20 protein-coding genes are annotated in these 25,944 nt (G+C 57.6%); 12 read left to right on the top strand and 8 right to left on the bottom strand.

Features of this window, described 5'->3' with window-relative positions:
- Nucleotide 1: 1 nt before the first annotated feature.
- Genes ACMYSP_RS23930 through pcaC form a run of 3 tightly spaced genes read left to right on the top strand, consistent with a single transcriptional unit; the run spans nt 2 to nt 2,490 of the window.
- On the top strand, nt 2-1,354 hold the full coding sequence (locus tag ACMYSP_RS23930; protein ID WP_434584536.1) for a 3-carboxy-cis,cis-muconate cycloisomerase: 1,353 nt from the start codon (nt 2-4) through the stop codon (nt 1,352-1,354).
- Nucleotides 1,344-2,108, top strand: coding sequence for a 3-oxoadipate enol-lactonase (pcaD, locus tag ACMYSP_RS23935; protein ID WP_434584537.1), 765 nt, complete (start codon nt 1,344-1,346; stop codon nt 2,106-2,108). The genes ACMYSP_RS23930 and pcaD overlap by 11 nt, the downstream gene beginning before the upstream one ends.
- The gene (gene pcaC / locus ACMYSP_RS23940; RefSeq protein WP_123754534.1) at nt 2,101-2,490 is read left to right on the top strand and encodes a 4-carboxymuconolactone decarboxylase; all 390 of its coding nucleotides are present in this window, start codon (nt 2,101-2,103) and stop codon (nt 2,488-2,490) included. The genes pcaD and pcaC overlap by 8 nt, the downstream gene beginning before the upstream one ends.
- A gap of 197 nt (nt 2,491-2,687) precedes the next feature.
- Here pcaC and ACMYSP_RS23945 read toward each other — a convergent pair whose 3' ends face one another.
- Entirely contained in the window at nt 2,688-4,322 is a 1,635-nt protein-coding gene (locus tag ACMYSP_RS23945; RefSeq protein ID WP_434584538.1) for a mechanosensitive ion channel family protein, read from the bottom strand.
- A 262-nt stretch (nt 4,323-4,584) separates the two neighbouring features.
- On the opposite strand from ACMYSP_RS23945, the gene ACMYSP_RS23950 reads away from it, so the two are divergent.
- The 3 genes from ACMYSP_RS23950 to ACMYSP_RS23960 are packed head-to-tail and all read left to right on the top strand — an operon-like array spanning nt 4,585 to nt 7,788.
- A complete protein-coding gene (locus ACMYSP_RS23950) occupies nt 4,585-5,040 on the top strand; it encodes a MarR family transcriptional regulator (RefSeq protein WP_434584540.1) in 456 nt (151 codons plus the stop codon).
- A gap of 23 nt (nt 5,041-5,063) precedes the next feature.
- Nucleotides 5,064-6,242 carry an efflux RND transporter periplasmic adaptor subunit gene (locus tag ACMYSP_RS23955; RefSeq protein ID WP_434584541.1) on the top strand — a complete coding sequence of 393 codons (1,179 nt, stop codon included), beginning with the start codon at nt 5,064-5,066 and terminating at the stop codon, nt 6,240-6,242.
- Nucleotides 6,243-6,252: 10 nt separating this feature from the next.
- Nucleotides 6,253-7,788, top strand: a complete 1,536-nt coding sequence (locus ACMYSP_RS23960) for a DHA2 family efflux MFS transporter permease subunit (protein ID WP_434584542.1) — start codon at nt 6,253-6,255, stop codon at nt 7,786-7,788.
- A 73-nt stretch (nt 7,789-7,861) separates the two neighbouring features.
- Here the strand turns inward: ACMYSP_RS23960 and fumA are convergent, their stop codons facing one another.
- Complete coding sequence (fumA, locus tag ACMYSP_RS23965) at nt 7,862-9,511, bottom strand: class I fumarate hydratase FumA (protein WP_434584543.1); 1,650 nt, start codon at nt 9,509-9,511, stop codon at nt 7,862-7,864.
- Nucleotides 9,512-9,565: 54 nt separating this feature from the next.
- Entirely contained in the window at nt 9,566-11,077 is a 1,512-nt protein-coding gene (locus tag ACMYSP_RS23970) for an anion permease (RefSeq protein ID WP_434584544.1), read from the bottom strand.
- Between the two features lie 637 nt (nt 11,078-11,714).
- On the opposite strand from ACMYSP_RS23970, the gene ACMYSP_RS23975 reads away from it, so the two are divergent.
- Together ACMYSP_RS23975 and ACMYSP_RS23980 are read left to right on the top strand one after the other, a co-directional pair.
- Nucleotides 11,715-14,492, top strand: coding sequence for a flavocytochrome c (locus tag ACMYSP_RS23975; protein WP_434584545.1), 2,778 nt, complete (start codon nt 11,715-11,717; stop codon nt 14,490-14,492).
- Nucleotides 14,493-14,576: 84 nt separating this feature from the next.
- Nucleotides 14,577-15,530: an FAD:protein FMN transferase gene (locus ACMYSP_RS23980; RefSeq protein WP_434584546.1), complete on the top strand. Its 954-nt coding sequence runs from the start codon at nt 14,577-14,579 to the stop codon at nt 15,528-15,530.
- On the opposite strand, the gene dcuR is transcribed toward ACMYSP_RS23980, so the two are convergent.
- Both dcuR and ACMYSP_RS23990 read right to left on the bottom strand, forming a co-directional pair.
- Nucleotides 15,511-16,230 carry a two-component system response regulator DcuR gene (dcuR, locus tag ACMYSP_RS23985; RefSeq protein ID WP_434584547.1) on the bottom strand — a complete coding sequence of 240 codons (720 nt, stop codon included), beginning with the start codon at nt 16,228-16,230 and terminating at the stop codon, nt 15,511-15,513. The genes ACMYSP_RS23980 and dcuR overlap by 20 nt on opposite strands.
- Nucleotides 16,227-17,846, bottom strand: coding sequence for a sensor histidine kinase (locus ACMYSP_RS23990; protein ID WP_434584548.1), 1,620 nt, complete (start codon nt 17,844-17,846; stop codon nt 16,227-16,229). Before ACMYSP_RS23990 ends, dcuR begins: the two co-directional genes overlap by 4 nt.
- Before the next feature lie 174 nt (nt 17,847-18,020).
- On the opposite strand from ACMYSP_RS23990, the gene ACMYSP_RS23995 reads away from it, so the two are divergent.
- The 4 genes from ACMYSP_RS23995 (at nt 18,021) to ACMYSP_RS24010 (ending at nt 23,362) form a co-directional block, all read left to right on the top strand.
- On the top strand, nt 18,021-18,941 hold the full coding sequence (locus ACMYSP_RS23995; RefSeq protein WP_434584549.1) for an N-acetylmuramic acid 6-phosphate etherase: 921 nt from the start codon (nt 18,021-18,023) through the stop codon (nt 18,939-18,941).
- Between the two features lie 342 nt (nt 18,942-19,283).
- Nucleotides 19,284-20,897, top strand: coding sequence for a malate dehydrogenase (quinone) (gene mqo / locus ACMYSP_RS24000; protein WP_434587287.1), 1,614 nt, complete (start codon nt 19,284-19,286; stop codon nt 20,895-20,897).
- 194 nt (nt 20,898-21,091) lie between these two features.
- Nucleotides 21,092-22,291, top strand: coding sequence for a multidrug effflux MFS transporter (locus ACMYSP_RS24005; RefSeq protein WP_434584550.1), 1,200 nt, complete (start codon nt 21,092-21,094; stop codon nt 22,289-22,291).
- 144 nt (nt 22,292-22,435) lie between these two features.
- Nucleotides 22,436-23,362 carry a LysR family transcriptional regulator gene (locus tag ACMYSP_RS24010; RefSeq protein WP_434584551.1) on the top strand — a complete coding sequence of 309 codons (927 nt, stop codon included), beginning with the start codon at nt 22,436-22,438 and terminating at the stop codon, nt 23,360-23,362.
- Here the strand turns inward: ACMYSP_RS24010 and mdcH are convergent.
- The 3 genes from mdcH to ACMYSP_RS24025 are packed head-to-tail and all read right to left on the bottom strand — an operon-like array spanning nt 23,352 to nt 25,832.
- A complete protein-coding gene (gene mdcH / locus ACMYSP_RS24015; protein ID WP_434584552.1) occupies nt 23,352-24,254 on the bottom strand; it encodes a malonate decarboxylase subunit epsilon in 903 nt (300 codons plus the stop codon). The genes ACMYSP_RS24010 and mdcH overlap by 11 nt on opposite strands.
- Nucleotides 24,251-24,871 (bottom strand): malonate decarboxylase holo-ACP synthase, encoded by a 621-nt coding sequence (locus ACMYSP_RS24020; RefSeq protein WP_434584553.1) that lies wholly within the window; start codon nt 24,869-24,871, stop codon nt 24,251-24,253. Before ACMYSP_RS24020 ends, mdcH begins: the two co-directional genes overlap by 4 nt.
- Before the next feature lies 1 nt (nt 24,872).
- The gene (locus tag ACMYSP_RS24025) at nt 24,873-25,832 is read right to left on the bottom strand and encodes an AEC family transporter (protein ID WP_174509321.1); all 960 of its coding nucleotides are present in this window, start codon (nt 25,830-25,832) and stop codon (nt 24,873-24,875) included.
- Nucleotides 25,833-25,944 lie beyond the last annotated feature (112 nt).

A 25,944-nucleotide genomic window follows, 5' to 3' on the forward strand; every position in this document is an offset into this window, starting at 1 on the left:
AATGAGCTTGTTGACCCCAATGTTGCGCGGCAGTCCGCTGACCGACTGGTTTAGCGACGCGCAGCGGGTACAGGGGATGCTGGATTTTGAAGCGGCGCTGGTCCGCGCACAGGCCGCCTGCGGCCTCGTGCCGGCGGCGGCAGTCGGCCCAATCGTCAACGCCTGTCAGCATAGGCAGATCGATTTTTCTGCTCTGGGGCTGGCGGCAGCCAACGCCGGCAATCTGGCGATCCCGCTGGTAAAACAGCTGACGGCCAGGGTCAAGGCGCAGGACGCTGAGGCCGCGCGCTATGTTCACTGGGGAGCCACCAGCCAGGATGCCATCGACAGCGGTCTGGTGCTACAGCTACGCGGCGCGCTGGACGACACCGACCAGTTGCTTCAGCGTTTGATCGACGCTTTTGCTCTGCAGGCGCAACGCTATCAACACACCGTGATGCCCGGCCGGACCTGGATGCAGCACGCGCTGCCGGTGACCTTCGGCCTGAAGCTGGCGGGGACCCTGGATGCGCTGCTGCGCTGGCAGCAGCGGCTGCGGGAGATACGCCCGCGGGTGCTGGTGCTGCAGTTTGGCGGCGCGGCGGGCACGCTGGATTCGTTAAAAGCGGATGGCCCGCCGGTGGCGGTGCAGCTGGCAACCATCCTCCAGCTGGCACTTCCGGACACCCCGTGGCACAGCCAGCGCGATCGGCTGCTGGAGGTCGGCGCGTGGTTCGCCGGCCTGTGCGGCACTCTCGGCAAATTTGCCAACGATTTTTCATTACTGATGCAGACCGAAGTGGCAGAAGTGGGCGAGCCGGTGGCCGAAGGGCGCGGCGGTTCCTCCACCATGCCGCACAAGCGTAACCCGATTGCCTGCAGCGCCATTTTAACTGCCGCCCAGCGCACGCCCGGGCTGGTTGCTACACTGTACGCCAGCCAGATCCAGCAGCATGAGCGCGCGCTCGGGGGCTGGCAAGCGGAATGGGAGACCCTGCCGGAACTGCTGATGCTGGTCGGCGGCGCGCTGGCGCAGAGCGAGAGCCTGGTTCGCGACATGCAGGTATTCCCGCAGAAAATGCGTGCTGACCTCGATATCACCCACGGGTTGATTATGGCGGAAGCGGTGACCCTGGCGCTGGCGGCGTTTATCGGCAAAGCCGATGCCCATCATTGCATTGAAGCGCTGTGTCGGCGGGCTATCGACGAATCCCGCCCGTTGCTGACGCTGCTGGAGAACGACCCGCAGGTCAGCCAGCATCTCTCTACTTCCCGTTTAACGCAGCTGCTGGATCCGGCTACGGCCACCGGCAGCGCCGACTATTTTGTGCGCCAGGTGCTGGCGCGTTACAAGGAGCAACGGCATGAACCTTGATTATCAGCTGGACGGGCCGGAAGGCGCGCCGGTGATTGTGCTTTCGAACTCGCTGGGCACGACCCGCGATATGTGGCAGCCGCAGCTTGCGGCCTTAACACGCCAGTTCCGCGTGCTGCGCTACGATACCCACGGCCATGGTAAAACCAGCAAATCCGGCAAGGTGACGCTGGCGCAGCTCGGCGAGGATGTCATTGCGCTGCTCGATCAGCTTAATATCGCCAAAGCCTGGTTCTGCGGTATCTCCATGGGAGGCCTGACCGGGCTGTGGCTGGGACGCTTTGCGCCAGAACGTTTTTACGGTATCGCGGTGGCCAACACCGCGGCACGCATTGGCGATCAGGCCGGCTGGCTCTCCCGGGCCCGGGCCGTGCGTCAGGAAGGGATGGACGTGGTGGCGGCGGGAGCAGCGGACCGGTGGTTCAGCGAACGCTTCCGGCAGCGCGCGCCGGAAGTGGTGGAGGCGCTGTGTCATCAGCTGACCCACAGCAACGCCGAAGGCTACGCCGAGTGTTGTGAAGCGCTGGCTGGCGCGGACCTGCGGGGCGAAGTCGGGCAAATCAGCGTACCGACGCTGATTATCGCCGGAGAAAGTGACCCTGTCACAACCGTCGCGGACGCCAACTTCCTGCGTCAGCAAATCCCGGCATCGCAGGTGGTGGTGGTCGCGGCATCGCACCTCTCCAATATCGAATCGTCTGCCGAGTTTACCGCCGCGCTGCTGGGCTTCTTTCAGGGGGAGCAGCATGGATGATAAGGCGCGTTATGAGCAGGGTATGAAGGTACGCCGCAAAGTGCTTGGCGATGCCCACGTTGACCGCACCCTGCACAATCTGACCCCGCTCAATGAAGAGTTTCAGGACTTCATAACCCGCTATGCGTGGGGCGAAACCTGGACCCGGCCCGGTCTGGACCATCACACCCGCAGCATGATCACCATCGCGATGTTGATTGCGCTCAACCGCGAGGCGGAGCTGAAAATGCACCTGCGGGCCGCGTTTAATAACGGCGTCACCCGCGATGAGTTAAAAGAGCTGATTATGCACTCGGCGCTCTACTGCGGCCTGCCGGCGGCCAATGCCACCTTGCATCTGGCGCAGCAGGTGTTTGATGAGCTGGACGGTAAAACGGCTTAGAGCCTATCCCATCAGGCTATTTTATTTGCCATTTTGGTCCTGGGCAGTGCTCACCATCCTCACGTACTGCGTGTACGCTCCGGTGGTTCCGCGCTGTCCGTGGCCAAACTGGCTGCAACAATCTACGCCTACTGAGATAGGCTCTTAATCCTGACGTGGCTGGCCGGTCGCAATGGGCGAGCCGGCCAGCCATGGCATTACACTGATTTCACATCATCTTGCTGCGGCGCCAGCGCCGGTTCGGCATACCAGTCCTCTTTGGCGACCACGACCGACCCCTTCGGCTGCATCACAAAGTTCGGCGACATGATCTGGACGCCAAATTCATTGAAGACATCCTGAATATTGCTGTGCAGCGCGGTACGGGCATCGGACAGGGAGGTTTCCTCCAGCAGCCTGACCTGCAGTTCGTAGGAGACGTACCAGTCCATCAGGCCCAGCTGGCGGACCAGCGGCGGCTGGCGGTGATCGATGCCCGAGGCGCGATGTGCCGCCAGTTCGAGCATGGCCTGCACCTGACGCCACGGCGTGTCATAGCCGATGGTCACGCCGGTGGTAAGGTTAACGCCGTTGCCGTCGGTGTCGTTGTCTGGCACGCTGAGATTGGTGATTTTTCCGCTAACGACCACCGCATTCGGCACCGTCACCACATAGTTTTCCCGGGTGATGATTTTGGTCGCCAGCATCCCGATTTCACTGACTTTGCCCTCGTTATCGGCAATGCGGATAACGTCCCCTTTGTGCAGCGCACGGGAGTAAATCAGCACCAGTCCGCTCATGGCGTGGTTCATGACGCCGGCGGAACCGAGGGTTAACATCAGGCCGAAAAAGACGCTAATCCCCTTAAACGCCAGCGAGTTGGCGCCGGGAAGGAATGGATAGGCCGCCGACAGGGCAAAGAGCCAGATCATCACCGAGATCAGCTTGCGGGTCGCGCCGACGGTTTCCGGGTGCAGGCCGGGAATATGCAAGCGCCCGGCCTCCACCTGGCTCAGCAGCAGTTTGACCAGGCGGATAATAAACCAGGTGATCAGCAGGATAATCAGCACGATTATCAGGCCTGGCAGGGCGGAGGCAATGGACAGCGCAATTTCCTGCAGGACGCCCACCGACCAGTCACCGAGCGATTCACTCCACACCCGGGTCCAGGGAAACAGACCAAACGCCCAACTCAGCCAGGCGTACAGCGCGAGGATGCCCAGCAGGATCATCAGCAGGGCATACAGCTTGGTTTCGATATTGCCAAGGAAGCGTCGCCAGCCTTGCGGGATCCAGCTGCGCTTTTCGAGGATCCGCAAATGAAAGAAGCGGCGTACCCGACGCCATGAGCGCCAGGCCGCGTAGTAGATCGCAGCCAGCACCAGCGTGCCGACCACAACCTTCACGATTGCCAGTGCCAGATAGGTTTTGTTGTACTGTTCACGCAGCGAGTGGCGCTGTGCTTCCATTCGGGCCAGTACGCGCTGTGCCGCCTGGTCAAGCGTCAGGTCATCACCTTCATCAAGGTCTGCCTGGCTCAACATCATCAGCGGCTTACCGTTCATCAGAAACAAACGCCCCGGCTGGTTATAGCGCGTAACCGGAACCACCTGCAGCGGCTGGCTGATATCGGCTTCGGTGAAGGCGCGCAGCATATTGCGGATCCGCAGCACGCGCTCTTCGGGTGTGGTCTGGCCGAAAGTAGCTTGCAGCATCACAATCGGCTGGTGGAAGATTTTTACCGTACGGGCATCTTCGCGTGGGGTAGGCTGCTGGCGGGGTTCTGCCGCCGACAGTGGGAAGGCCAGGCACAGTGCAAGCCATGCCAATAATAACACCGGTATCCTGTTCATACGCTGCACCCAAAAATAGAAAATTATTGTTATTTTTCAGTCGGTCAACGTCACACGCTGAGCAGACTCTGATTTGAGCATAGACCAGCGATAAGCGAATACAAGCGCGGGCAGAAAAGGGGCCAGAGGTTAGAGGGGTTGCGCCTGGTGAAGCGATCCGCACCGGGGTGGGCTGACAAAATGTGCGATCTTCTTGACGTTACGTTGACAAACAGTTGCCTGGTCAGTAGTTTCATTTGTAATTACTGACCAGGCAAATATCATGAGTAACCATCCGGGTATTATTAACAATAAATTTCACTTAGGTTTGCTCATTCATCTGGCAAACCAGTTCAAAGACCAACTGATTAACCAGCACTTCTCCGGTATGGATATTACCGCCGCGCAGTTCAAGGTTTTGATCAGTATCTACAAAGGCTTTAACAGCCCGGTTGAGATCAGCAAAAACCTGGTGATGGACGCGGGTGCCATGAGCCGAATGGTCGATCGCATGGTCAAGCGCGATCTCATCAGCCGGAGTGTGAATCCGCAGGATAAACGCCAGGTGATTCTGGCATTAACCGACAAAGGACAGCTCATCTGCGAGCGCTTTGTCAATGAAGCGCTGGTGTCGATCATCAGCGACCTCACCGCCCGACTGACTCCCGATGAATCCCGCCAACTGGTTGCGCTAATGACAAAAATGCTGCCGGACGAGATCGTCGCCCCTCATCGCTAATGAATTAAAAAAGGTCCAGACAGATGGAAACCACCGCTGCACAACAGGCCGAGCGCGGCAGTAAGCGCAAACGCAACTTTATTATTTTACTCATTATTCTGCTGCTGGCGGCAGGGGGAAGCCTGGCGTGGTATCTGCTGTATGCCCGTTACTATGAGTCCACCGATGATGCCTATGTTAATGGCAACCAGGTCACGCTGACGCCGCAAATTGGCGGGACGGTCACCCAGGTAACGGTCGACGAAGGCGACTTCGTGGAAAAAGGCCAGCCGCTGGTGCTGCTCGACCCGAGTGATACCGCCATTGCGCTGCAGCAGGCCGAGGCCAATCTGGCGAATACGGTACGCCAGGTACGCGGGCTGTACAGCACCGCCGATAACTATCGGGCGCAGGTGGCAGCGAAAAAAGTGGCCCTGCAGACGGCGCAAAATGACTACGCGCGTCGGCAGAAAATCTTCCAGAGCGGGGCGATAGCGGCCGAGGATCTGTCGCACTACCGCGATGCGGTCACCAGCGCGCAGAGCGATCTGCTGGCGGCGCAGGAAGCCTTACGTACCAATATTGCGATGGTCGATGACACCGTTATCGACAGCCATCCGGAAATTAAAAGCGCGGTGGCCACGCTGCGCCAGCGCTATCTGGAGAATTCACGCAGCACCATTGTTGCTCCGGTCAGCGGCTATGTTGCGAAGCGGGCGGTGCAGCTCGGGATGCGCGTCGATTCGGGGACCACGCTGATGGCTATCGTGCCGCTGAACGAAGTCTGGGTGGATGCCAACTTCAAAGAGAGCCAGATGAACGCGATGCGTCTGGGGCAGAAAGTGACCCTCAACGCCGATCTGTACGGCGATGACGTGACCTACCACGGCACCATTGAAAGCCTGGGAATTGGTACCGGTAGCGCCTTCTCGCTGCTGCCCGCGCAGAACGCCAGCGGGAACTGGATCAAAATCGTCCAGCGTCTGCCGGTACGCATCACCCTGGATCCTCATGATATGCAGAAACACCCGCTGCGCGTGGGCTTGTCGATGAACGTCAGCGTTGATATTCGCGATGGCGCAGGGCATCTGCTGCCGCAGCAAACCGTTAGCACCCCGCGTTTCACCACGGATGTGTATCAAAACCCGCTGGAAGAAGCGGACCAACTGGTGGCTAAAATCCTTCATGACAACAGCAAAACGGTAGCCGTGGGCAGCCGTTAAGAGAGACGTTATGCAAGATAAGGCCGCCTTTACACCGCCCAATATGTGGCTGGCGGTGCTCGCGCTGTCGTTGGCCACCTTTATGCAGGTGCTGGACTCCACCATCGCCAACGTGGCGCTGCCGACGATTGCCGGTAACCTTGGCGTCAGCGCCGATCAGGGCACCTGGGTCATCACCTCATTTGCGGTGTGTAACGCCATTGCGCTGCCGCTGACCGGCTGGTTTACGCGCCGTTTCGGTCAGTTAAAGCTGTTTATCGGCTCGGTGATGATGTTTACCCTGACCTCGTTTCTCTGCGGCTTCGCCCACAGCATGACCGAGCTGATTATTTTCCGGGCGCTGCAGGGCTTCTTTGCCGGGCCGATGTTCCCGATGTGCCAGACGCTGCTGCTGGTGATTTTTCCGCCGAGCAAACGCAGTATGGCGCTGGCGCTGCTGTCGATGGTTACGGTGGTGGCGCCGATTGTCGGGCCAATTACCGGCGGCTGGATCACCGATAATTACTCCTGGCCGTGGATCTTCTATATCAACGTGCCCATCGGTATCTTCGCCACCATTGTGGTCTGGACCCAGATGCGCGCCCGCGAAGAAACCACCAGCCATGCTCCGATCGATTACATCGGTATCGGGTTGCTGGTGCTGGGAGTGGGTCTGCTGCAGGTGGTGCTGGATAAGGGCAACGATCTCGACTGGTTCGCGTCTTCGCACATCATTGTGATGTCGACGATTTCGGCCATCTCGCTGGTCTCCTTTGTGATTTGGGAGCTGGGGGAGCGGCACCCGATCGTCAACCTGCGCTTGTTTAAAGACCGTAACTTCGCCGTCGGTACCCTGGCGCTGACTTTGGGGTACGCCGCCTTCTTTGCGATCAACATTATTCTGCCGCAGTGGTTGCAAACGCAGATGGGCTATACGGCAATTTGGGCCGGACTGGCCGCGGCGCCGATGGGGATCCTGCCGCTGATGATGACCCCGATTATTGGCCGCTACGCCAACAAGTTCGATCTGCGGATCCTGGCTTCGCTGTCATTTTTGACCATGGGGGCGTCCTGCCTTATCCGGGCGCAGTTCAATACCGATGTTGATTTCCGCACCATTGCCGAAGTGCAGTTGTTTATGGGGATCGGCGTGGCATTCTTCTTTATGCCGATTACCACCATCGTGCTGTCAAACCTCAACGGCGCGGAAGTGGCGGAGGGGTCGGGGCTGGCGACATTTTTCCGCGTGCTGGGCGGTTCTTTCGCCTCGTCGCTGACGACCTGGATCTGGTCGCGGCGCGAGGTGTTTCATCATGCCAACCTGACGGAGAGCGTGTCTGTCTATAATCCGGGAGCGGTGGAGTATGTTGAAAAGATGGGTGGGGCGACGCAGCAGCATATGGCGCTGATTGATAAAACGATTGAGCAGCAGGCCTACATGATGTCGACCATCGATTACTTCTGGGTGCTGGGCTGGGGCTTTATGGTGTTGATTGCGGTGATCTGGTTTGCGCGTCCACCGTTTAGCCGTGCCGGGGCGCCAGGGGCACCGTCTGCTGGCCATTAGGCATTCGGTTGTAGGGTGTAAAAAAGCCGTAACGCAAAACGTTACGGCTTTTCATTAGGTTAGTCAGCCACCATTAGCGCTGAGAACACCCTGAACACTGTTTGTTCTGAATCTGCTGGAAGAAGTCGTTGCCTTTGTCATCCACCAGGATGAACGCCGGGAAGTTTTCTACCTCTATTTTCCAGATAGCTTCCATCCCCAGTTCCGGGTAGGCCACGCACTCGAGGCTCTTAATACTCTGCTGCGCCAGTACTGCCGCCGGGCCGCCGATGCTGCCGAGGTAGAAACCGCCGTGCTGGTGGCAGGCATCGGTCACCTGCTGGCTGCGGTTGCCTTTTGCCAGCATCACCATGCTGGCGCCGTGAGACTGCAGCAGATCGACATAAGAATCCATCCGTCCGGCAGTCGTCGGGCCGAGAGAGCCCGAAGCATAGCCTTCCGGGGTTTTGGCCGGGCCAGCGTAGTAGATCGGGTGATCTTTAACGTACTGCGGCAGCGCTTCACCGTTATCCAGCAGTTCTTTCAGCTTCGCATGCGCCATATCGCGCGCCACGATAATGGTGCCGTTGAGGGTCAGACGGGTAGAGACCGGATGGGCGGAAAGCTGGGCCAGAATGTCGCTCATCGGCTGATTGAGATTAATACTGACAACCTTGCCTTCACCTTGCTCACGCAACGCTTCCGGAATGTACTGCCCCGGGTTGCTCTCCAGTTTTTCAATCCAAATCCCGTCGCGGTTGATCTTGGCTTTGATATTGCGGTCCGCAGAGCAGGAAACACCCATCCCGACCGGGCAGGAGGCCCCGTGGCGCGGCAGACGGATCACCCGGATATCGTGGGCGAAGTATTTACCGCCAAACTGCGCGCCAAGGCCGAGGTTCTGGGCTTCCAGCAGCAGTTCTTGCTCCAGCTTAACGTCGCGGAACGCCTGACCGTGTTCGTTTCCTTCGGTTGGCAGGCCATCGTAGTAGCGGGTCGAGGCCAGCTTGACGGTTTTCAGGGTTGCTTCCGCTGACGTCCCGCCGATGACAAAGGCGATATGGTACGGCGGACAGGCGGCGGTCCCGAGGGTGCGCATCTTCTCAACCAGGTAGTTTTTCAGCTTCGCCGGGGTGATCAGCGCTTTGGTTTCCTGGTACAGATAGGTTTTGTTGGCGGAGCCGCCACCTTTGGCCATGCACAGGAACTTATACTCATCGCCGTCAACGCTGTAGAGGTCGATTTGCGCCGGCAGGTTGGTGCCGGTATTGACCTCTTTGTACATATCCAGCGCGGCATTCTGCGAGTAGCGCAGGTTATCTTCGGTATAGGTGTTGTACACGCCGCGGGCCAGCGCCGCTTCGTCACCGCCGCCGGTCCATACGCGCTGACCTTTTTTACCCATGATAATCGCGGTGCCGGTATCCTGGCAGGTCGGCAGTACGCTTTTCGCGGCGATTTCCGAGTTGCGCAGGAACTGCAGGGCGACATATTTATCGTTTTCGCTGGCCTGCGGGTCGAGCAGGATCGCCGCGACCTGACGCTGGTGAGAGACACGCAGCATAAACGCCGCGTCATGGAAAGCCTGCTGGGCCAGCAGGGTTAAGGCTTCAGGTTCAACCTTGAGGATTTGCTGGCCTTCAAATTCGGCCAGCGAAACATGCTCTTTGCTCAGCAGATAATAGTCAGTGTCATCTTTCGCCAGCGGAAAGGCTTCCTGATAAACAAACGGTTTAGTCGACATTGCGTAGCTCCCTAAGAGTAAAACCGCCGGAGGTGGGCCCCCGGCGGTTATGAATCAGAACATCATGGACATCCACGGATAGCCAATCAGCAGCAGGGCGGCCAGGAAGATGGCGCCGAAGATGGTACCGAGGCGCCAGTAATCTTTGGTCGGCAGATAGCCGCTGCCGTAGTAAATCGGGCTGGGGCCGGTACCGTACGGGGTGATGATGCCCATCACACCCAGCGAGGTGACCATCAGCAGGACAAACACCTGCATGTTCATGCCCGGGATGGTTGAGGCGATAGTCAGCATCGCCGGCAGCAGCGCCGTGGTGTGGGCAGTGGTGCTGGCAAACAGGTAGTGCAGCAGGTAGAAGGCTAACAGCAGCACAATGGTTGCCACACCCGGCGAGATGCCGCTCATCAGCGCGCCGCCTTCTTTACCTAGCCAGGCGATAAACCCGGTAGAGGAGAGGCCGTCCGCCAGCGCCACCAGGGTGGCGAACCACACGAAGGTGTTCCACGCGGCTTTGTTATTGGTGATATCACTCCACGACAGCACACCGGTCCACAGCATCAATACAATCACTAGCAGGGCGGCCAGTGCCGGTTCAATCCACTCGGCGGCGAAGATCCACATCGCTAATGCGAAGCAGACAAACACCAGCAGCAGGATCTCATTGCGCGACAGTTTGCCCAGTTTTTCCAGTTCACGAGCGGCCCACAGCGGGACTTCGTTATTGATTTTGACTTCTGGTGGGTAAAACCAGTAGGCCAGCAGCGGCATGGTCAGAATCAGCAGGATCCCCAGCGGCAGGAAGGCGATGAACCAGGTGCCCCAGGAGATATTGATACCGACGATGCTTTTGACTAACGCCAGGGCCAGCAGGTTTGGCGCCAGCGCAGAAAGGAACATTGAACTGGTGATACAGGCGGCGGTAATAGCCACCCACATCAGATAAGAACCAATGCGGCGGGCGCTGGCGTCATTCGGTTTTGAACCGTACAGCGGCGGCAGGTTGGCGATAATCGGGTAGATGGTCCCGCCGCTACGCGCGGTATTGGACGGGGTAAACGGTGCCAGCAGCAGATCTGCGAAGGTAATGGCGTAACCCAGCGTCAGGCTGCGACGGCCGAGATATTTCACCAGAATCAGCGCCAAACGGCGGCCGAACTGGGTTTTATCGTAGCCCGCAGCGAACATAAAGGCGCCGAAAATCAGCCATACGGTAGAGTTACCAAAGCCGCTCACCGCCCATTTAAACGAGGCGCCGGCGAGTTTGAATTTCGGGTCGGCCAACTGCGCCGGATTGAAGAGCAGCCACTGGCTGCACAGGGCGATAACCACCACCCCGGTAATACCGATCACGGCACCCGGCAGGGGCTCGAAAATCAGTCCGACGATAACGCCAACGAAGATAGCAAAGTAATGCCATGCATAAGGCGGTAGCCCGTCAGGCACCGGCACGAAGAGTAAAAGGACTGCAACAATAATGGGCAGGGCCATCATCAGCAGACGGTTTTTATTTGCCGCTTTCGGACTGGCGGCACCGGCAGGCGGTATAGTTGTCTGTTTCTCTTTCATAATGAGTATCTGCGAGTAGTTGAAAATACGGTTGCGTCACGCCATAACCATTGCTTTCTTTAATTTCAAAACTTTCTTTAGTTATTAATTGTTGGTTCTGGTTTGGCTGTTGACGGTTATTTAACGCGTTTTATTGGGCGTTAAATTAAATCTGTTGGTTATTTATATATTGCGCTTTGGCGTGCCGTTGCAATTGATCGAGATCAATAAATGCTGTCTGTGGGACTGTTTTTTTATTTTCACAATAACCCTGTTGGGTGAGGTGTTTATTTGTTTAAAATAGCGCTTATTGTTAATTTTTTGCAGAGGTGGAAAACATAAGTTACCGATTGCGCGCTTATATATCATTGATTTTATTGATATTTAAATTGTTTTTGTTATGTTTTTATTTTTAACAAACGTGTCCATTGTGTTATCGGTTTTATGTTTTTTGTGAATGTAATATTTGCAATTAATAATACAATGGAGGTAGTGATGTTATTCGAGGTATTAAATAGTTTTTTAACTAACGTAATTAGTTTGGTAACTAAAAATAGCGCTATATTATTAGCATGACAACAGGAATTAAAAAACAGAACCAAAAACAATTCCGTCACCCCATTCTGAATTATCAATATTTAAGATCTGGAGTATTAATATGACCAGTAACTCACGTATATTGCGTCCTTTTACCTTACCGAACGGAACTGAACTGAAAAACCGTTTGCTAATGGCACCGATGACAACCTGTACCGGCTATTTTGACGGCAGCGTCACCAGCGAACTGGTGGAGTATTATCGTGCGCGTGCCGGCAGCATCGGGACCATTATTGTTGAGTGCTGTTTTATCGATAACTACGGCCTGGCTTTCCCCGGTGCGATTGGTATCGACAACGATGAGAAAATCGCCGGCCTGGCTAAAATTGCGCAAGCCATCCAGGCTGAAGGGTCAAAAGCGATTCTGCAGATCTATCACGGCGGGCGCATGGTTGACCCGCAGCTGATTGGCGGTCGCCAGCCGGTGGCGCCAAGCGCGCTGGCCGCGCCGCGTGACGGTGCCGCGATGCCGCGTGCGCTGAGCGCGGACGAAGTAACCGACATGATCGGCAAGTTTGGCGACGGCGTACGTCGGGCCATTCAGGCCGGTTTTGATGGCGTGGAAATCCACGGGGCCAACACCTACCTGATTCAGCAATTCTATTCCCCTAACTCCAACCAGCGCGATGACGAGTGGGGCGGCAGCCGCGACAATCGCGCCCGTTTCCCGTTGGCGGTGCTGGATATCACCCGCAAAATGGCCAGTCAGTACGCCGATGACGCTTTTATTATCGGCTACCGCTTCTCGCCGGAAGAGCTCGAAGAGCCGGGCATCCGTTTTGACGACACCATGTACCTGCTGGAAAAACTGGCGGCACGCGGTCTCGATTATCTGCACTTCTCGGTGGGGGCGTCGCTGCGACCGTCTATTGTCGACACCAGCGACCCAACACCGCTGATTGAAAAATATTGCGCGCTGCGCTCTGAAACCCTGGCGCAGATCCCGGTGATGGGCGTGGGCGGCGTGGTTAACGCGGCTGACGCCGAGCAGGGACTGGATCACGGCTACGATCTGATTGCCGTAGGCCGCGCCTGCATCGCCTATCCAGACTGGGCGGCACGGATTGCCGCTGACGAAAATCTCGAGCTGTTTATCGACAGTACCCAACGTGAAGCTCTCCATATTCCGGAACCGCTGTGGCGCTTCTCGCTGGTGGAAGCGATGATCCGCGATATGAGTATGGGAGACGCGAAGTTTAAACCGGGCCTGTTCGTTGAAACCGTTCAGGACGATGCGAACGAGCTGGTGATCAACGTCAGCCTCGAAAACGATCGTATTGCCGATATTGCCCTGGCCGCCGGCCCGGCGCAGAACGTTGAGTTCACCACCAGTTTTGAAGAGATCCGCGAACGTATTCTGACCGCCAACACCCCGCATGTTGACGCCATTTCCGGCGCCACCAGCCAGAGTGAGGCGGTGAAAAAAGCGGTATCGAAAGCGATGCTGAAATCCAGTAAAGCGTTGGCGCTGGAAGAAGGCGGTGAAGACCTGACCCCGAAAAGCTACGACGTAGTGGTGGTGGGTAGCGGCGGTGCCGGTCTGGCCGCGGCTATTCAGGCACACGATGAAGGCGCCAGCGTGCTGATCGTCGAAAAAATGCCGACCATCGGGGGGAACACCATCAAGGCGTCAGCCGGGATGAACGCCGCCGAGACGCGTTTCCAGCGGGTGAAAGGGATTGAAGACAGCAAAGAGCTGTTCTACCAGGAGACCTTAAAAGGCGGTCAGAACAAAAATAACCCGCAGCTGCTGCGTCGCTTTGTTGAAAACGCGCCGGAAGCTATCGAATGGCTGGCTCGTCGCGGGATTATGCTCAACGATATTACTACCACCGGTGGCATGAGCATCGACCGTACCCACCGTCCGCGTGATGGATCGGCGGTCGGCGGCTATCTGATTAGCGGCCTGGTGCGCAACATCAATAAACGCGGTATCGATGTGATGCTCGACACCGCGGTAGAAGAGATCCTGATGGATGGCCAGCAGGTTAGCGGCGTGCGTCTGCTCAATGATGAGCAGGAGAGCATCGTGGTGCAGACCCGGAGTATCGTGGTCGCCACCGGCGGCTTCAGCGCCAACAGCGCGATGGTAGTGAAATACCGCCCGGATCTGGCCGGCTTTGTCACCACCAACCACAAAGGGGCGACCGGCGGCGGTATCGCGCTGCTGGAACGCATCGGCGCCGGCACCGTGGATATGGGCGAAATTCAGATTCACCCGACCGTTGAGCAGAATACCTCGTACCTGATTTCCGAATCTATTCGCGGCGGCGGGGCGATTCTGGTCAATCAGCAGGGTAATCGCTTCTTCAACGAAATGTCGACCCGCGATAAAGTTTCTGCCGCGATCATCGCGCTGCCGGAACACTACGCCTACATTGTCTTCGACGAACATGTCCGGGCAAAAAACAAAGCGGCCGACGAATATATCGCCAAAGGGCTGGTGACCAGCGCCAGCTCGCCGCGTGAACTGGCGGAGAAACTGGGGATGGATTACCATGCCTTCCTCGCCACCCTTGAGCGCTACAATGGTTATGTTGAACAGCAGCATGATCAGGAGTTTGGCCGGACCACCGCACTGCGCGCGCCGGTCAACGAAGGGCCGTTCCATGCGATCCGTATCGCGCCGGGGGTTCACCACACCATGGGCGGCGTGACCATTAACACCGACACCGCGGTACTGGACAGCGCGCATCAGCCGATTGCCGGGGCCTATGCGGCCGGTGAAGTGGTTGGCGGCATTCACGGTGGCAACCGCATCGGCGGCAACGCCGTGGCCGATATTATTATCTTTGGCACCCTGGCGGGCCACCAGGCGGCAAAACGCGCCAGAGGCTAACGCTCAGTGATGACAGGCCGGGTTCGCCCGGCATTTTCACCCGGCGGCGCGCTGCCTGCCGGGCGACACAGAGGAGCTGCAACCATGTCAGGTGACCCGCGTATTTATAGCTACTCCGCCGTGCTGATGGGCTCTCCCATCCTGCTGAAACTCTTCTCCCACGATGAAGCCCTGGCCTCCCGCACTTTCCAACTGATCAAACACTACGAAGATCTGTTCACTGTTAACCGCGCGTCGTCGCAGGTGATGGCGATTAACCATGCCGCCGGTCGCCAGCCGGTCAGCGTCAGCCGTCCGGTGTATCAACTGATTAAATGCGCAAAAGCCGCCAGCATGGTGCAGGAGAGCGCGTTTAATCTGGCGATCGGTCCGCTGGTGAAGCTATGGCGGATTGGCTTTCAGGGCGATCGCGTGCCGGCGGCGGACGAGATCGCCGCCCGGCTGCCGCTGACCCGCCCACAGGATGTGATCCTCGATGATGCGGCCGGCAGCGTGTTTCTGGCCCGGCACGGCATGGAGATTGACCTTGGCGCGATTGCCAAAGGCTATATCGCCGACCGCGTCCGCGACGATCTGCAGCGGCAGGGCGTGCGCGCGGCGCTGATTAATCTCGGTGGCAATGTGCACACCCTCGGCGAGTGGTCAATTGGCCTGAAAAAGCCCTTTGCCCCGGCCGATACGCTGGTCGGCAGCCTCGATGTGAACGGTCAATCGGTGGTGACTTCCGGTACCTACGAACGTTATTTCGAGCAGGACGGGCGCCGTTGGCACCACATCCTCGACCCGCGCAGCGGCTATCCGCTGGATAACGAACTAGAGAGCGTGACGATTATTTCGGACGACTCACTCGACGGCGATATCTGGACCACCTTGATCTACGGCCTTGGGGTCGAGAAAGGCTGTGCGGCGCTGCGTCATCGTGACGATATCGAAGCGATTTTCGTCACCAAAAATCGCGAGGTGATCCTTTCATCGCAGCGCCGCTTCCGTTTCCACCTGCTGGACGAGGGCTACCGGCTTATTGACTGTACTGTTTGAGCAGACTGTACTGCTCGGCAACCAGCCGATAGCGGTAGACCGGACGCCCGGTGGCGCCGTAGTGAATGCTGGTATACAGAATATTAATCTGCGCCAGCCAAATCAGGTACTTCCGGCAGGAGACGCGGGAAATATTGACCGCCACCGCCAGCTCATCGGTTGAAAACTCGGTGCCCGGATGGGCGTCAATCCACTGGCACAGCGTGCGCAGCGTCTGGGCGGTCAGGCCCTTTGGCAGCTTTCGCGCATCGCTGGCTTCCGGCGTACTGCCGTGCAGCAGGCGGTCCACATCGGCCTGTTCATAATAGGGCTGTCCGGTCATCAGTTTGCGTTTTTCACGCCACGCGGTGAGAGCCTCTTCGAAGCGCGGGAACTGGAACGGCTTGATCAGATAATCGACCACCCCGTAGTGCATCGAGGTTTGCACGGTGGCCGCATCGGCGGCGGAAGTAATCATAATCACGTCGATAGGGCGGCCGGAAGCACGAATGGTCGGTAGCAGATCCAGCCCACTGTCGTGCTGCATGTAGACATCCAGCAGCACCAGATCGATCTCCAGTTCGCTATCGTTAACCATCTCCTGGGCTTTACTCAGCGTAGACGCCGTGCCACAGCAACGGAAGCCGGAAATTCTCGCCACATACAGGCGGTTCAGTTCGGCGACCATGGCATCATCGTCAACAATTAATACATTTATCACGTACGTTTCCTTTTACTATCCCAGGGAAGATGAACAAAAAATTGGGTAAACACGCCAGGTTCTGACTCGACGGCAAGCGTACCGCCCAGTTCACGTAGCTGCTGGCTGGCGAGAAACAGGCCGACGCCGCGGTTCTCGCCCTTGGTAGAAAACCCTTTGTTAAAGATGGCGTCAATATTCGCGGCCGGGATCCCCGGACCGTCATCACTCACTTCGCCACTTAACCAGCCATTCTGATAGTGCAGCAACAGGCCCACTTCGCCCTCACTCTGACCGCTCATGGCGTCCAGCGCATTCTCGATGAGATTCCCCAGCACCGTGACCAGCACGGTGACCTGTTTTTCATTGGGGCAATCGGGCACCAGGCTCTCTTCCGCCAGATGCAGGCTGAAGCCGCGCTCTTTCGCGCGCTGAATTTTACCAATCAAAAAGCCCGCCACCACCGGTGATTTTATACGGTGTTGAATTTCACCAATGTCTGCCTGATAAGTATGGGCGGTTTGCAGCACATATTCCTCCAGCTTGCCGTAGCTCTTCATATTGAGCAGACCGAGGATCACGTGCAGCTTATTCATAAATTCGTGGGAAGTGGTGCGCAGGGCATCGACATAGTTAACCATCCCGTCGAGACGCTGCACCAACTGGCTCATTTCGGTTTTATCGCGGAAGGTGCTGATGGCGCCGACGATGGCATTCTGGCTGCGTACCGGGACGGTGTTACTGATCAGCAGCAGGCCGTTGCAACCCAGCTCGCGGTCATAAATTGGCTCGCCGGTTTTCAGCACCGTCTGTAGATCGGCAAGCAGCGGGGTATGATCGATCTGCTGCTCCGGGCCGCTCAGCAGGATCTTGCTGGCGGCGGGGTTGATCAGGTTGACGTGTCCTTCAGCATCAACCGCCACTACACCTTCTTTTAGCGAATGAAGCATCGCCTGGCGTTGCTGGAACTGGGTGGAAATCTCGTGCGGTTCCAGCCCCAGCAGCACCCGTTTAAGGCCACGCACCAGGCTCCAGGTGCCAATTCCGCATACCAGCGCGCTAAACAGCACGGTTAGCAGGACGTCCCAGCGGCCTCGGGCAATCTGCTCATCCACTTTGCTGAGCGAAATACCAACCACCACCACGCCGATTTGCTGGTGTTGGTCGTTAAATACCGGTGTAAACACGCGTAACGCCTGCGCCAGTACGCCATGGTTGATGGCGACGTTCTCTTTGCCAGCAAAGGCCGGCTGAATATCCTCGCCGATAAAACGTTTGCCGATAAGCTGCGGGTTCGGGTGCGAATAGCGCACGCCGTGCATATCGGTCACCACGGCATACAGCAGGTCATTACGCTGGGTGATCGCCAGCGCCAGGGGCTGGATCAGCGCGCGTTCGGGCGACTGGCTCAGGGCCTGCTTCACCTCGGGCATGTCGGAAAAGGTCCGCGCAACCGCCAGCGCCGTGTCCTTAACGCCGTCACGGGTGGTGTCGCTGATCTGGATAAACCACAGCGCGTACACCAGCAGCAGCACCGAACCGATGACGCTGCTGATCATCAGCGATACGGCAGTACTCAGTTTCATTCTCATCAGGCGTTTACGCACGGGTGGTATCTGGGCCGCTGAATCCTTCATGACATCCCCTGAAATAATCGGCAAGCACCTATTATCGCTGAAGGTAATCATTTCTTAAAGCAATGTAAAAAAGCCAGAATCGGCGTGAAAGAACCGTGAAGCGTGACCCCACTCGCAGGAGATTGTGGTAAATATCCTTATAGTGAATATGGAGTTTTTTAAAAGGAGGTTTTTATGAGCAGTAAGCCAACCGCTTCAATGATGGAACGATGCCATCCCGAAACCCACCAGATAGACCGTCTCGCCACCCAGGATATGCTGACGATGTTGCATAACGACGATCGGCAGATTGCCGACGCCGTCGGGGCCTGTTTGCCGGAGATTGCCCGTCTGGTCGATAATGCCGCCGCTGCATTCAGCCGGGGAGGACGGCTGGTGGTCGTGGGCGCCGGGTCATCCGGGCGCGCGGCATTGCAGATGGTCAGCGAGTTTGCCCCGGACGAGAAACATGCGCTGGTCGGGCTTATCGCTGGGGGGCCGGTGGCAGCGCTGCAGGAGATGGAAACCGCCGCGAACGATTATAATCTTGGTGCGCTGGAGTTACAGGCTATCGAGTTCAGCAGCAACGACATGCTGCTGGCGCTGACGGTCAGCGGGCAAACCCCGTGGGTGTGGGGGGCGATGCGTCACGCCTGGTCTCTTGGCGCGCCTATCGCCGTGCTGACCCAACAGCAGGACAGTGAAGCCGCCCAGCTCGCAGACATCATCATTGCCCCGCAAACCGGGCCGGAAGCGGTGGCGGGATATGGCAACCCGAAAGCGCAGCTGGCGCAGCGGCAGATCCTCGCGATGTTAGCCACCGGGCTGGCGATCCGTTCTGGCCGGGTCTACGGCAACCTGCGGGTAGACCTGCAGGCCACCAGTCCACGCTGGACCGAGCGGCAGATTGCCATCGTGATGACCGCGACCGGGTGTTCACGCAGCGAGGCCAAAGCCGCGCTGGCAAGCTGTAACCAGCACTGCCGGACGGCCATACTGATGGTGATGACCGGGCTTGATGCCTGGCAGGCGCGGGACCTGCTGGCGGAAAATAACGATCGTCTGCGCCTCGCGCTCCAGCAAAGCCATTCCGCGACGCTGAGTCCCGCCAGTTAATTGACGCTTGTCCACCTGAACCACATCAATCCACTCCGGCGCGCTGAAGTTAGCGCGCCGTTATTATTTAGGTCATAAGTAATTAAAGAAAGTGATGATGCGGTCTTATTCCCTTTATTTCTCTGTTTATTTTATTTTTCTGCGATGACTGCAGGATGTCATTTACTTTTTTAAGTTAAAAAAGTGTTTTCTGTAAATTGATTAACTGTGCGGAAAATGTAAATGATATTTTAAAATATAATAGAAGTGCGTTAACATGTTTGCACTTATTTCATTATGCTATGCGATAATTCTATTATGCCTGCAATTAAAAAAACGATTTTAACGATGACCGCTCTGGCGATGTTCGTCAGTTCCGCCTCTCACGCCAATACCGACGCCGCGCAAAAAACTGATTTTCTGCTAATTGGCGGCGGTATTATGAGCGCCTCTCTGGGAACCTGGCTGCAGGAATTACAGCCGGACTGGAAGCAGGTGATGGTAGAGAAGCTGGACGGCGTCGCGTTAGAATCGTCTAACGGCTGGAACAACGCCGGTACCGGCCACTCGGCGAATATGGAGCTGAACTACACGCCGGAGCGCCCGGATGGTTCGATCGATGTCAGCAAAGCGCTGGATATCAACGAACAGTTTATGATCTCCCGCCAGTTCTGGACCGCACAGGTCAAACGCGGCATTCTGCATGACCCACATACTTTTATTAATTCCACCCCGCATATGAGTTTCGTCTGGGGCGATAATGTGGATTATCTGCAAAAACGTTATACCGCGTTGCAGCAAACCACCTTATTCCAGGGAATGAAATTCTCCACCGACCACGCGCAAATTAAACAGTGGGCGCCGCTGGTAATGGAAGGGCGCGATCCGCAGCAAAAAGTGGCGGCCACCTGGACGCCGGTCGGTACCGATGTGAACTACGGTGAAATTACCCGCCAGCTGATCGGTAGCCTGAAGAAAAATAGTAATTTCACGCTGCAAACGTCTGCTGAAGTCACCGAGTTTAAACGTAACGCCGATAATTCCTGGCATGTCACGATTAAAAACGTCAATAGCGGTGAAGAGCAGGCAATTGATGCGAAATATGTGTTTATCGGTGCCGGTGGCGGCGCGCTGAAATTACTGCAAAAAACCGGTATTGCCGAAGCGGATAACTATGCAGGCTTCCCGGTAGGGGGGTCATTCCTGATGACCGAAAACCCGGCGGTAACCAAGCAGCACCTCGAGAAAGTGTACGGACAGGCTTCCGTTGGCGCACCGCCGATGTCGGTTCCGCATCTCGATGCTCGTTACATTGATGGCAAACGCGTCGTGCTGTTTGGGCCATTTGCCACCTTCTCGACCAAATTCCTCAAAAACGGTTCGTTTATGGACCTGCTGAGCACCACCACTACCGAGAACGTGCTGCCGATGACCCACGTAGGCCTCGACAACTTCGACCTCGTGAAATATCTGGTGAGCCAGGTGATGCTCAACGACGATGACCGTTTCGCCGCGCTGAAAGAGTACTACCCGGATGCCCGCAAAGAAGACTGGAAGCTGATCCAGGCCGGTCAACGTGTGCAGATCATCAAGAAAGACGCCGATAAGGGCGGGGTGCTGAAGCTGGGTACCGAAGTGGTGGTCGATCAGCAGAAAACCATCTCCGCGCTGCTGGGTGCATCGCCGGGTGCCTCCACCGCAGCACCGATCACCCTCAACGTGATTAAGCAGATGTTCCCGGAGCAGTTTGCCTCCCCGCAGTGGCAGAGCCGTATTCATGCCATCGTGCCGAGCTACGGTCAGAAGCTGAATGATAATGCCGCGCTGACCCAGCAGGTGTGGGATGACACCGCCGCAACGCTGCAACTGGAGAAACCGCCGGTTATCGACATGAGCAAGCACGCCCCGGTCGCGACCAGCGCCCAGCCTGCTGCACCGGCTCGCGCCGAGTCTGCTCAGCACGATATGGCGCTGTAATCTGACACCAGATCATCACTAATGCCCCCAGGCCAGCCGGTTAACCCCGACTGGCCTTTTTTATATCCTGCGGGTCTGCGTTATTCATGAATGGTGTTCATAAGCTTGATACGTTAGCGGGGGATTATCGGCCGGCACTTTACCGATAACATAGCAGTCTCTTGATCGCACGCTCCCCTCGACGGATATCACACATGACTTTGCCGCACAAACAGGCCGCCAGCGGCCCGCTGTTTATTTTAATTTTAAGCGGGCTGATGGCGTTTACCTCCCTGTCCACTGACATCTATCTGCCGGCTATGCCGCTGATGGCGGCGGAACTGCAGGGCGATGCTGAACTGACCATCACCGGATTCCTGATTGGTTTTGCCCTTGCTCAACTGGTGTGGGGGCCGATCAGCGACCGCCTTGGCCGTCGCACGCCGCTGCTGATTGGCATGGTGCTGTTTATTATTGGTTCCGCCGGATGCGCGCTCTCTACCAGCATCGACCAGATTATCTTCTGGCGGGTATTTCAGGCCCTTGGCGCCTGTACCGGACCGATGCTCGCGCGGGCGATGGTGCGCGATCTCTTTGCCCGAACCCGCGCCGCGCAGATGCTCTCGACTCTGACCATCGTGATGGCGATTGCACCGATTATCGGGCCGCTGATGGGCGGACAGATGATTAAAATCACCAGTTGGCACGCCATCTTCTGGCTGCTGGTGGTGATTGGCCTGCTGATGTTGCTGGCACTGCGTTGGTTGCCGGAAACGCTGCCGCCGGAGCGTCGTCAGCAGGGATCGCCATTGAAAGCCTTTCATCACTACGGGCTGCTGCTGAAAAACCGTATCTTTATGCGCTATACCCTTAGCCTGACCAGCTATTACGTCGCCGCTTACGCCTTTATTACCGGTTCGCCCGATGTCTATATCCGCTATTTCGGCGTGGCCCCTCAGCACTATGGTTGGCTGTTCGCGGTGAATATTCTTGGCGTGATGGCGTTGAGCCTGGTGAACCGTCGGCTGGTCCAGCGTCATCCGCTGGGTCAACTGCTCAAAGCGGCGCTGATCGTTGCCACCCTGGCGACGGTGGTGCTGGCGCTGAGCGTCAGGCTGGATCTGGCAGGGATTGCCGGGATTGTGGCCTGCGTACTGATCTTTTTCTCAATGAACGGAGTGATCGCTGCGACCTCTACCGCCGCGGCGCTGGACGAGGCCGGCGCGTTTGCCGGTTCCGCATCGGCCTTTATCGGCTCGTTGCAGTACGGCAGCGGGATTATCTCTTCGCTGCTGCTGGCGTGGTTACGCGATGGCACGCCGTGGACTATGGCGTGGATCATGGCGGCGTTCACGCTGCTTAGCCTGCTGTTGGCCTGGACGCGGCCCGCGCCGCGGGTTGAGGAAGCTGAATGACAGAACAGGGCAAAGCGCGGCGCGTTTTTGGCAAAACAGAGCCGGATCTGCAAACCGTGGTCTCCCTCACCGCCGTTTGCGCTTATACTGGCTTGAATTTATAAGAGAAAACGAAGCCAACGGCGAAGAAGCGGGGCGCCAGCCATGAAAGACGATATCAACCAGGAGATTACCTTCCGCAAGCTGGCGGTATTTATGATGTTTATGGCGAAGGGCAATATCGCCAGAACTGCCGAAGCCATGCAGCTGAGCGGGGTGAGCGTCCACCGGGCGCTGCATACTCTTGAAGAGGGCGTGGGGTGCCCGCTGTTCGTGCATAAGGGGCGCAATTTACTGCCGTTGCCGGCCGCCTGGACGCTGCTGGAGTACTGTCAGGATGTGACAACGCTGATGACCCGTGGACTGGAAGCGACGCGCAAAGTGGCCGGCGTGGGCCAGGGACGGTTGCGGATCGGCACGCTCTATTCTCTGACGCTGGAAACCGTGCCGCGTATTATCATGGGGATGAAGCTTCGTCGTCCGGAGCTGGAGCTGGATCTGACCATGGGCTCTAACCAGATGCTGCTGGATATGCTGGAAGATGATGCCCTCGACGCTATTCTGATTGCCACCAATGAGGGCGAGTTCAGCCAGTCGTCCTTTGATGTGGTACCGCTGTTTGAGGATGATATTTTCCTTGCGGCGCCGGCTACGGAACGCCTCGACACCTCAACGCCCGCCGACCTGCGCGATTATGCTGACCGCAAATTTGTCTCGCTGGCGGAGGGGTTTGCCACCTATGCCGGTTTTCAGGAGGCTTTCCAGGTGGCGGCCTTTGAGCCCGACATTGTCACCCGGGTCAACGATATCTTCTCGATGATTAGCCTTGTTCAGGCCGGAGTGGGGTTTGCGCTACTGCCGGGGCGAATGAAGAAAGTCTATGAAAATGATGTGCAGCTGTTAAAGCTGGCGGAGCCGTACCAGATGCGCCAGCTGATCTCGATTGTCTATTCGCACCACCGGGAGCGTGACGCGGACCTGCTGGCGCTGGCGGCAGAAGGGCGCATGTATGCCCGCAGCCTTACGCGTTAAGCCGACGCGCGAGGTGCTGTGCCACTGCAACGCTGTTGCGTTCCATGCAGATGGCCTCACCCTGCCAGCCCGCGAGATGCGTCAGTCCGGTCAGCACGCTGCCTGGCGGCATCTCAATTGCCAGCCGTGCATCGCGCTGATTGGCGGAAACCATGGCGTCCTGCCACTGCACGGTGCGCGCCATATTAAAGGCTAAGTCGTCGGCGATTTTTTGCGGCTCCCACAGGACCCGGCCCGTCGTACCGCTCAGATAAGCGCGTAAATGACGTGACAGTGTCACTGATTTGAAGGCGTTAGCCAGTTCAGCGGCGGGTTTATCCAGCAGCGCGCAGTGCGATGGCACGCTCACCGCCAGCCGGGTGGCCTTGCTGGCTCCGACCTTCAGCGCTTGACGCGCCACCGCTGCCATATCCTCATCGCGCCCGGCGATGACAATCTGCGTTTCGGCATTGAGGTTGGCAAGAAAGGTGCCGCTGCCCAGCATCAGCTTTTCAACCTGACTCAGCGTCAGGCCGACAATGGCCGTCAGGCCGTAGCCCTGAGGATAGGCCTGCTCCATTAAATCACCGCGCAGCGCCACCAGCCGCAAGGCATCACGGAAATCGAGCGCCCCGGCAATCACCGCCGCCGGATAGGCGCCAATCGACAGGCCGCTGACGATATCCGGTTTGACGTCGTGACGAATAAGCTCGTTGGCCCATGCGACGCCCGCAATCAGCAGACACAGCTGCACCGCGCGGGTGTGCTGTAACGCTTCTGGGGTATCGAGCTTATCGGTTTCAGCGCCGAGCACGGCGCGGACCTCGGCGAGAAGTGCAGCGCCGTCGGGCAAATTATGCAGCATCCCCGGACGTTGCGTACCCTGGCCGGGAAAGGTAAAGAGGATTTTCATGATGGCTCCCTGTGCCACGGTGTTGCGGTGAGCGCAGGACCGGTGGCGGTTTTCAGCAGAACGCGTCCTTCGCGCAGCCATTCGTTCAGGGCAAACGCGCCGAAGGGCGTTTCAATCTGGGTATCGGCCCGGCACGGTAGCTTCTCAACCTGCGCCTGCCACTGGCGTAGCTCATCGTCGGTCAGCGGCTGTGGAGCGCGAATCACTAAATCGAGATCGCTGTCGGCGTGCAGAACCGGAATTTCGGTAGCGAGCGCATAGCCGGTGCTGCCGGTGATGCCCCACAGCCACGGCCACGCAAAGGTGGTCAGCAAAATAGCCGCCTGAACCGGCGGCTGGGAAACAAACGGTGAGTGCAGCAGGCGCTGGCGTTCTGCCAGATCTTCCGGCGTCACCACACGGGAAACTGCCGCAGCCTTCACCCATCCGGCGGCGCGCTGTTCGCGCTTCATGCCGCGCACGCCCACCGGAATCTCATGGTTGTCATTCGCATCGCGCCGCACCACCACCGGTAATCCCGGGTGCCATTGGCTGGTGACCCACGGTTCCTGAATATCCAGTAAGGCGTCGGCGTTGTTCAGCCACAGTAAATCGTGCGGGCGCGGAGCGAATGTCATATCAAATACCTGAAGTCAGTGTAATAAACAGCGGTAACGACAGGATACACAGAACCGAACTCAACAGCAGCACCGCTTCTGCATCTGGCGACTGCACGCCAAAGCGGTTGCCAAATACCACGCCGAAGAAACCGGCAGACAGGGCAATCATCAGGATCGCGGTGATGGCCACCGAACCGTGCAGACCGAAGGCCAGTACAATAGCCCAGGCAATAAACGGCTGGATCAGCAGCTTGGCGATAGTGGCAATGCCGACCATCGCGTTCAGTTTCAGCTTACGAGCAGAGAGGATAACCCCGGTCAGGAACAGCGCGGCGGCGGTGGCAGACAGCCCCAGCGGCTTGATGGACGCCAGCAGCAGGTCCGGCATTTTGATGCCAATCGCCGACAGGATCACCCCCAGCAGCGGGCCCATGACGATAGGTTTTTTCAGCGAGCGCCACATCAGCACTGGCAGCATCGCCAGGGTGGAACCGCTGTTTTCACCGGCGGCGCGCGCTTTTTCACGCTCAAGGATCAGCAGGCAGAACGGCGTCATCAGGACGGAACCACAGGCGATAGACACGGCCACGGAGAGTGAGGTGGCAGAGCCTTCACCCAGCACGCTACCGAGTATCGGCAAGCCCAACGCAGCATAGTTCGGCAGCGCGACGGTCAGGGTCAGCACGGCGGCATCCTGCGGGGATTTTTTAAACACGCCGGTGGCGAGGAAGTAGATCGCTGCATAGGTTACCCACATGGCACCGGTCAGCACCACGATCAGCGGAGACTGCGCAACGATACCTGCCCACGGAGTCTGCACGGTGGCGCTGAACAGCGCGGCGGGCAGGGCAAAGTCCATCACGAAGATATTGAGCAACGAGACGTTTTTATTGTCGACCATTCCAGCTTTGCCGGCCCAGAAGCCCAGCAGCATGATGATAAAAATGGGCGCAAGGGCATGAACAATTACGTAAGTCATAGATCACCTGTAGAAGATAATAAAATTAGCACTGACGCGATGGTTATAGTTTTCTAAAAGCGGTGTTCCGTGGGCGCTATGCTGCGCCCGACGGTTGCCGCTTTCGGCAGGT

This window comes from Klebsiella sp. R390 (assembly GCF_051131745.1).
Classification (GTDB): domain Bacteria; phylum Pseudomonadota; class Gammaproteobacteria; order Enterobacterales; family Enterobacteriaceae; genus Klebsiella.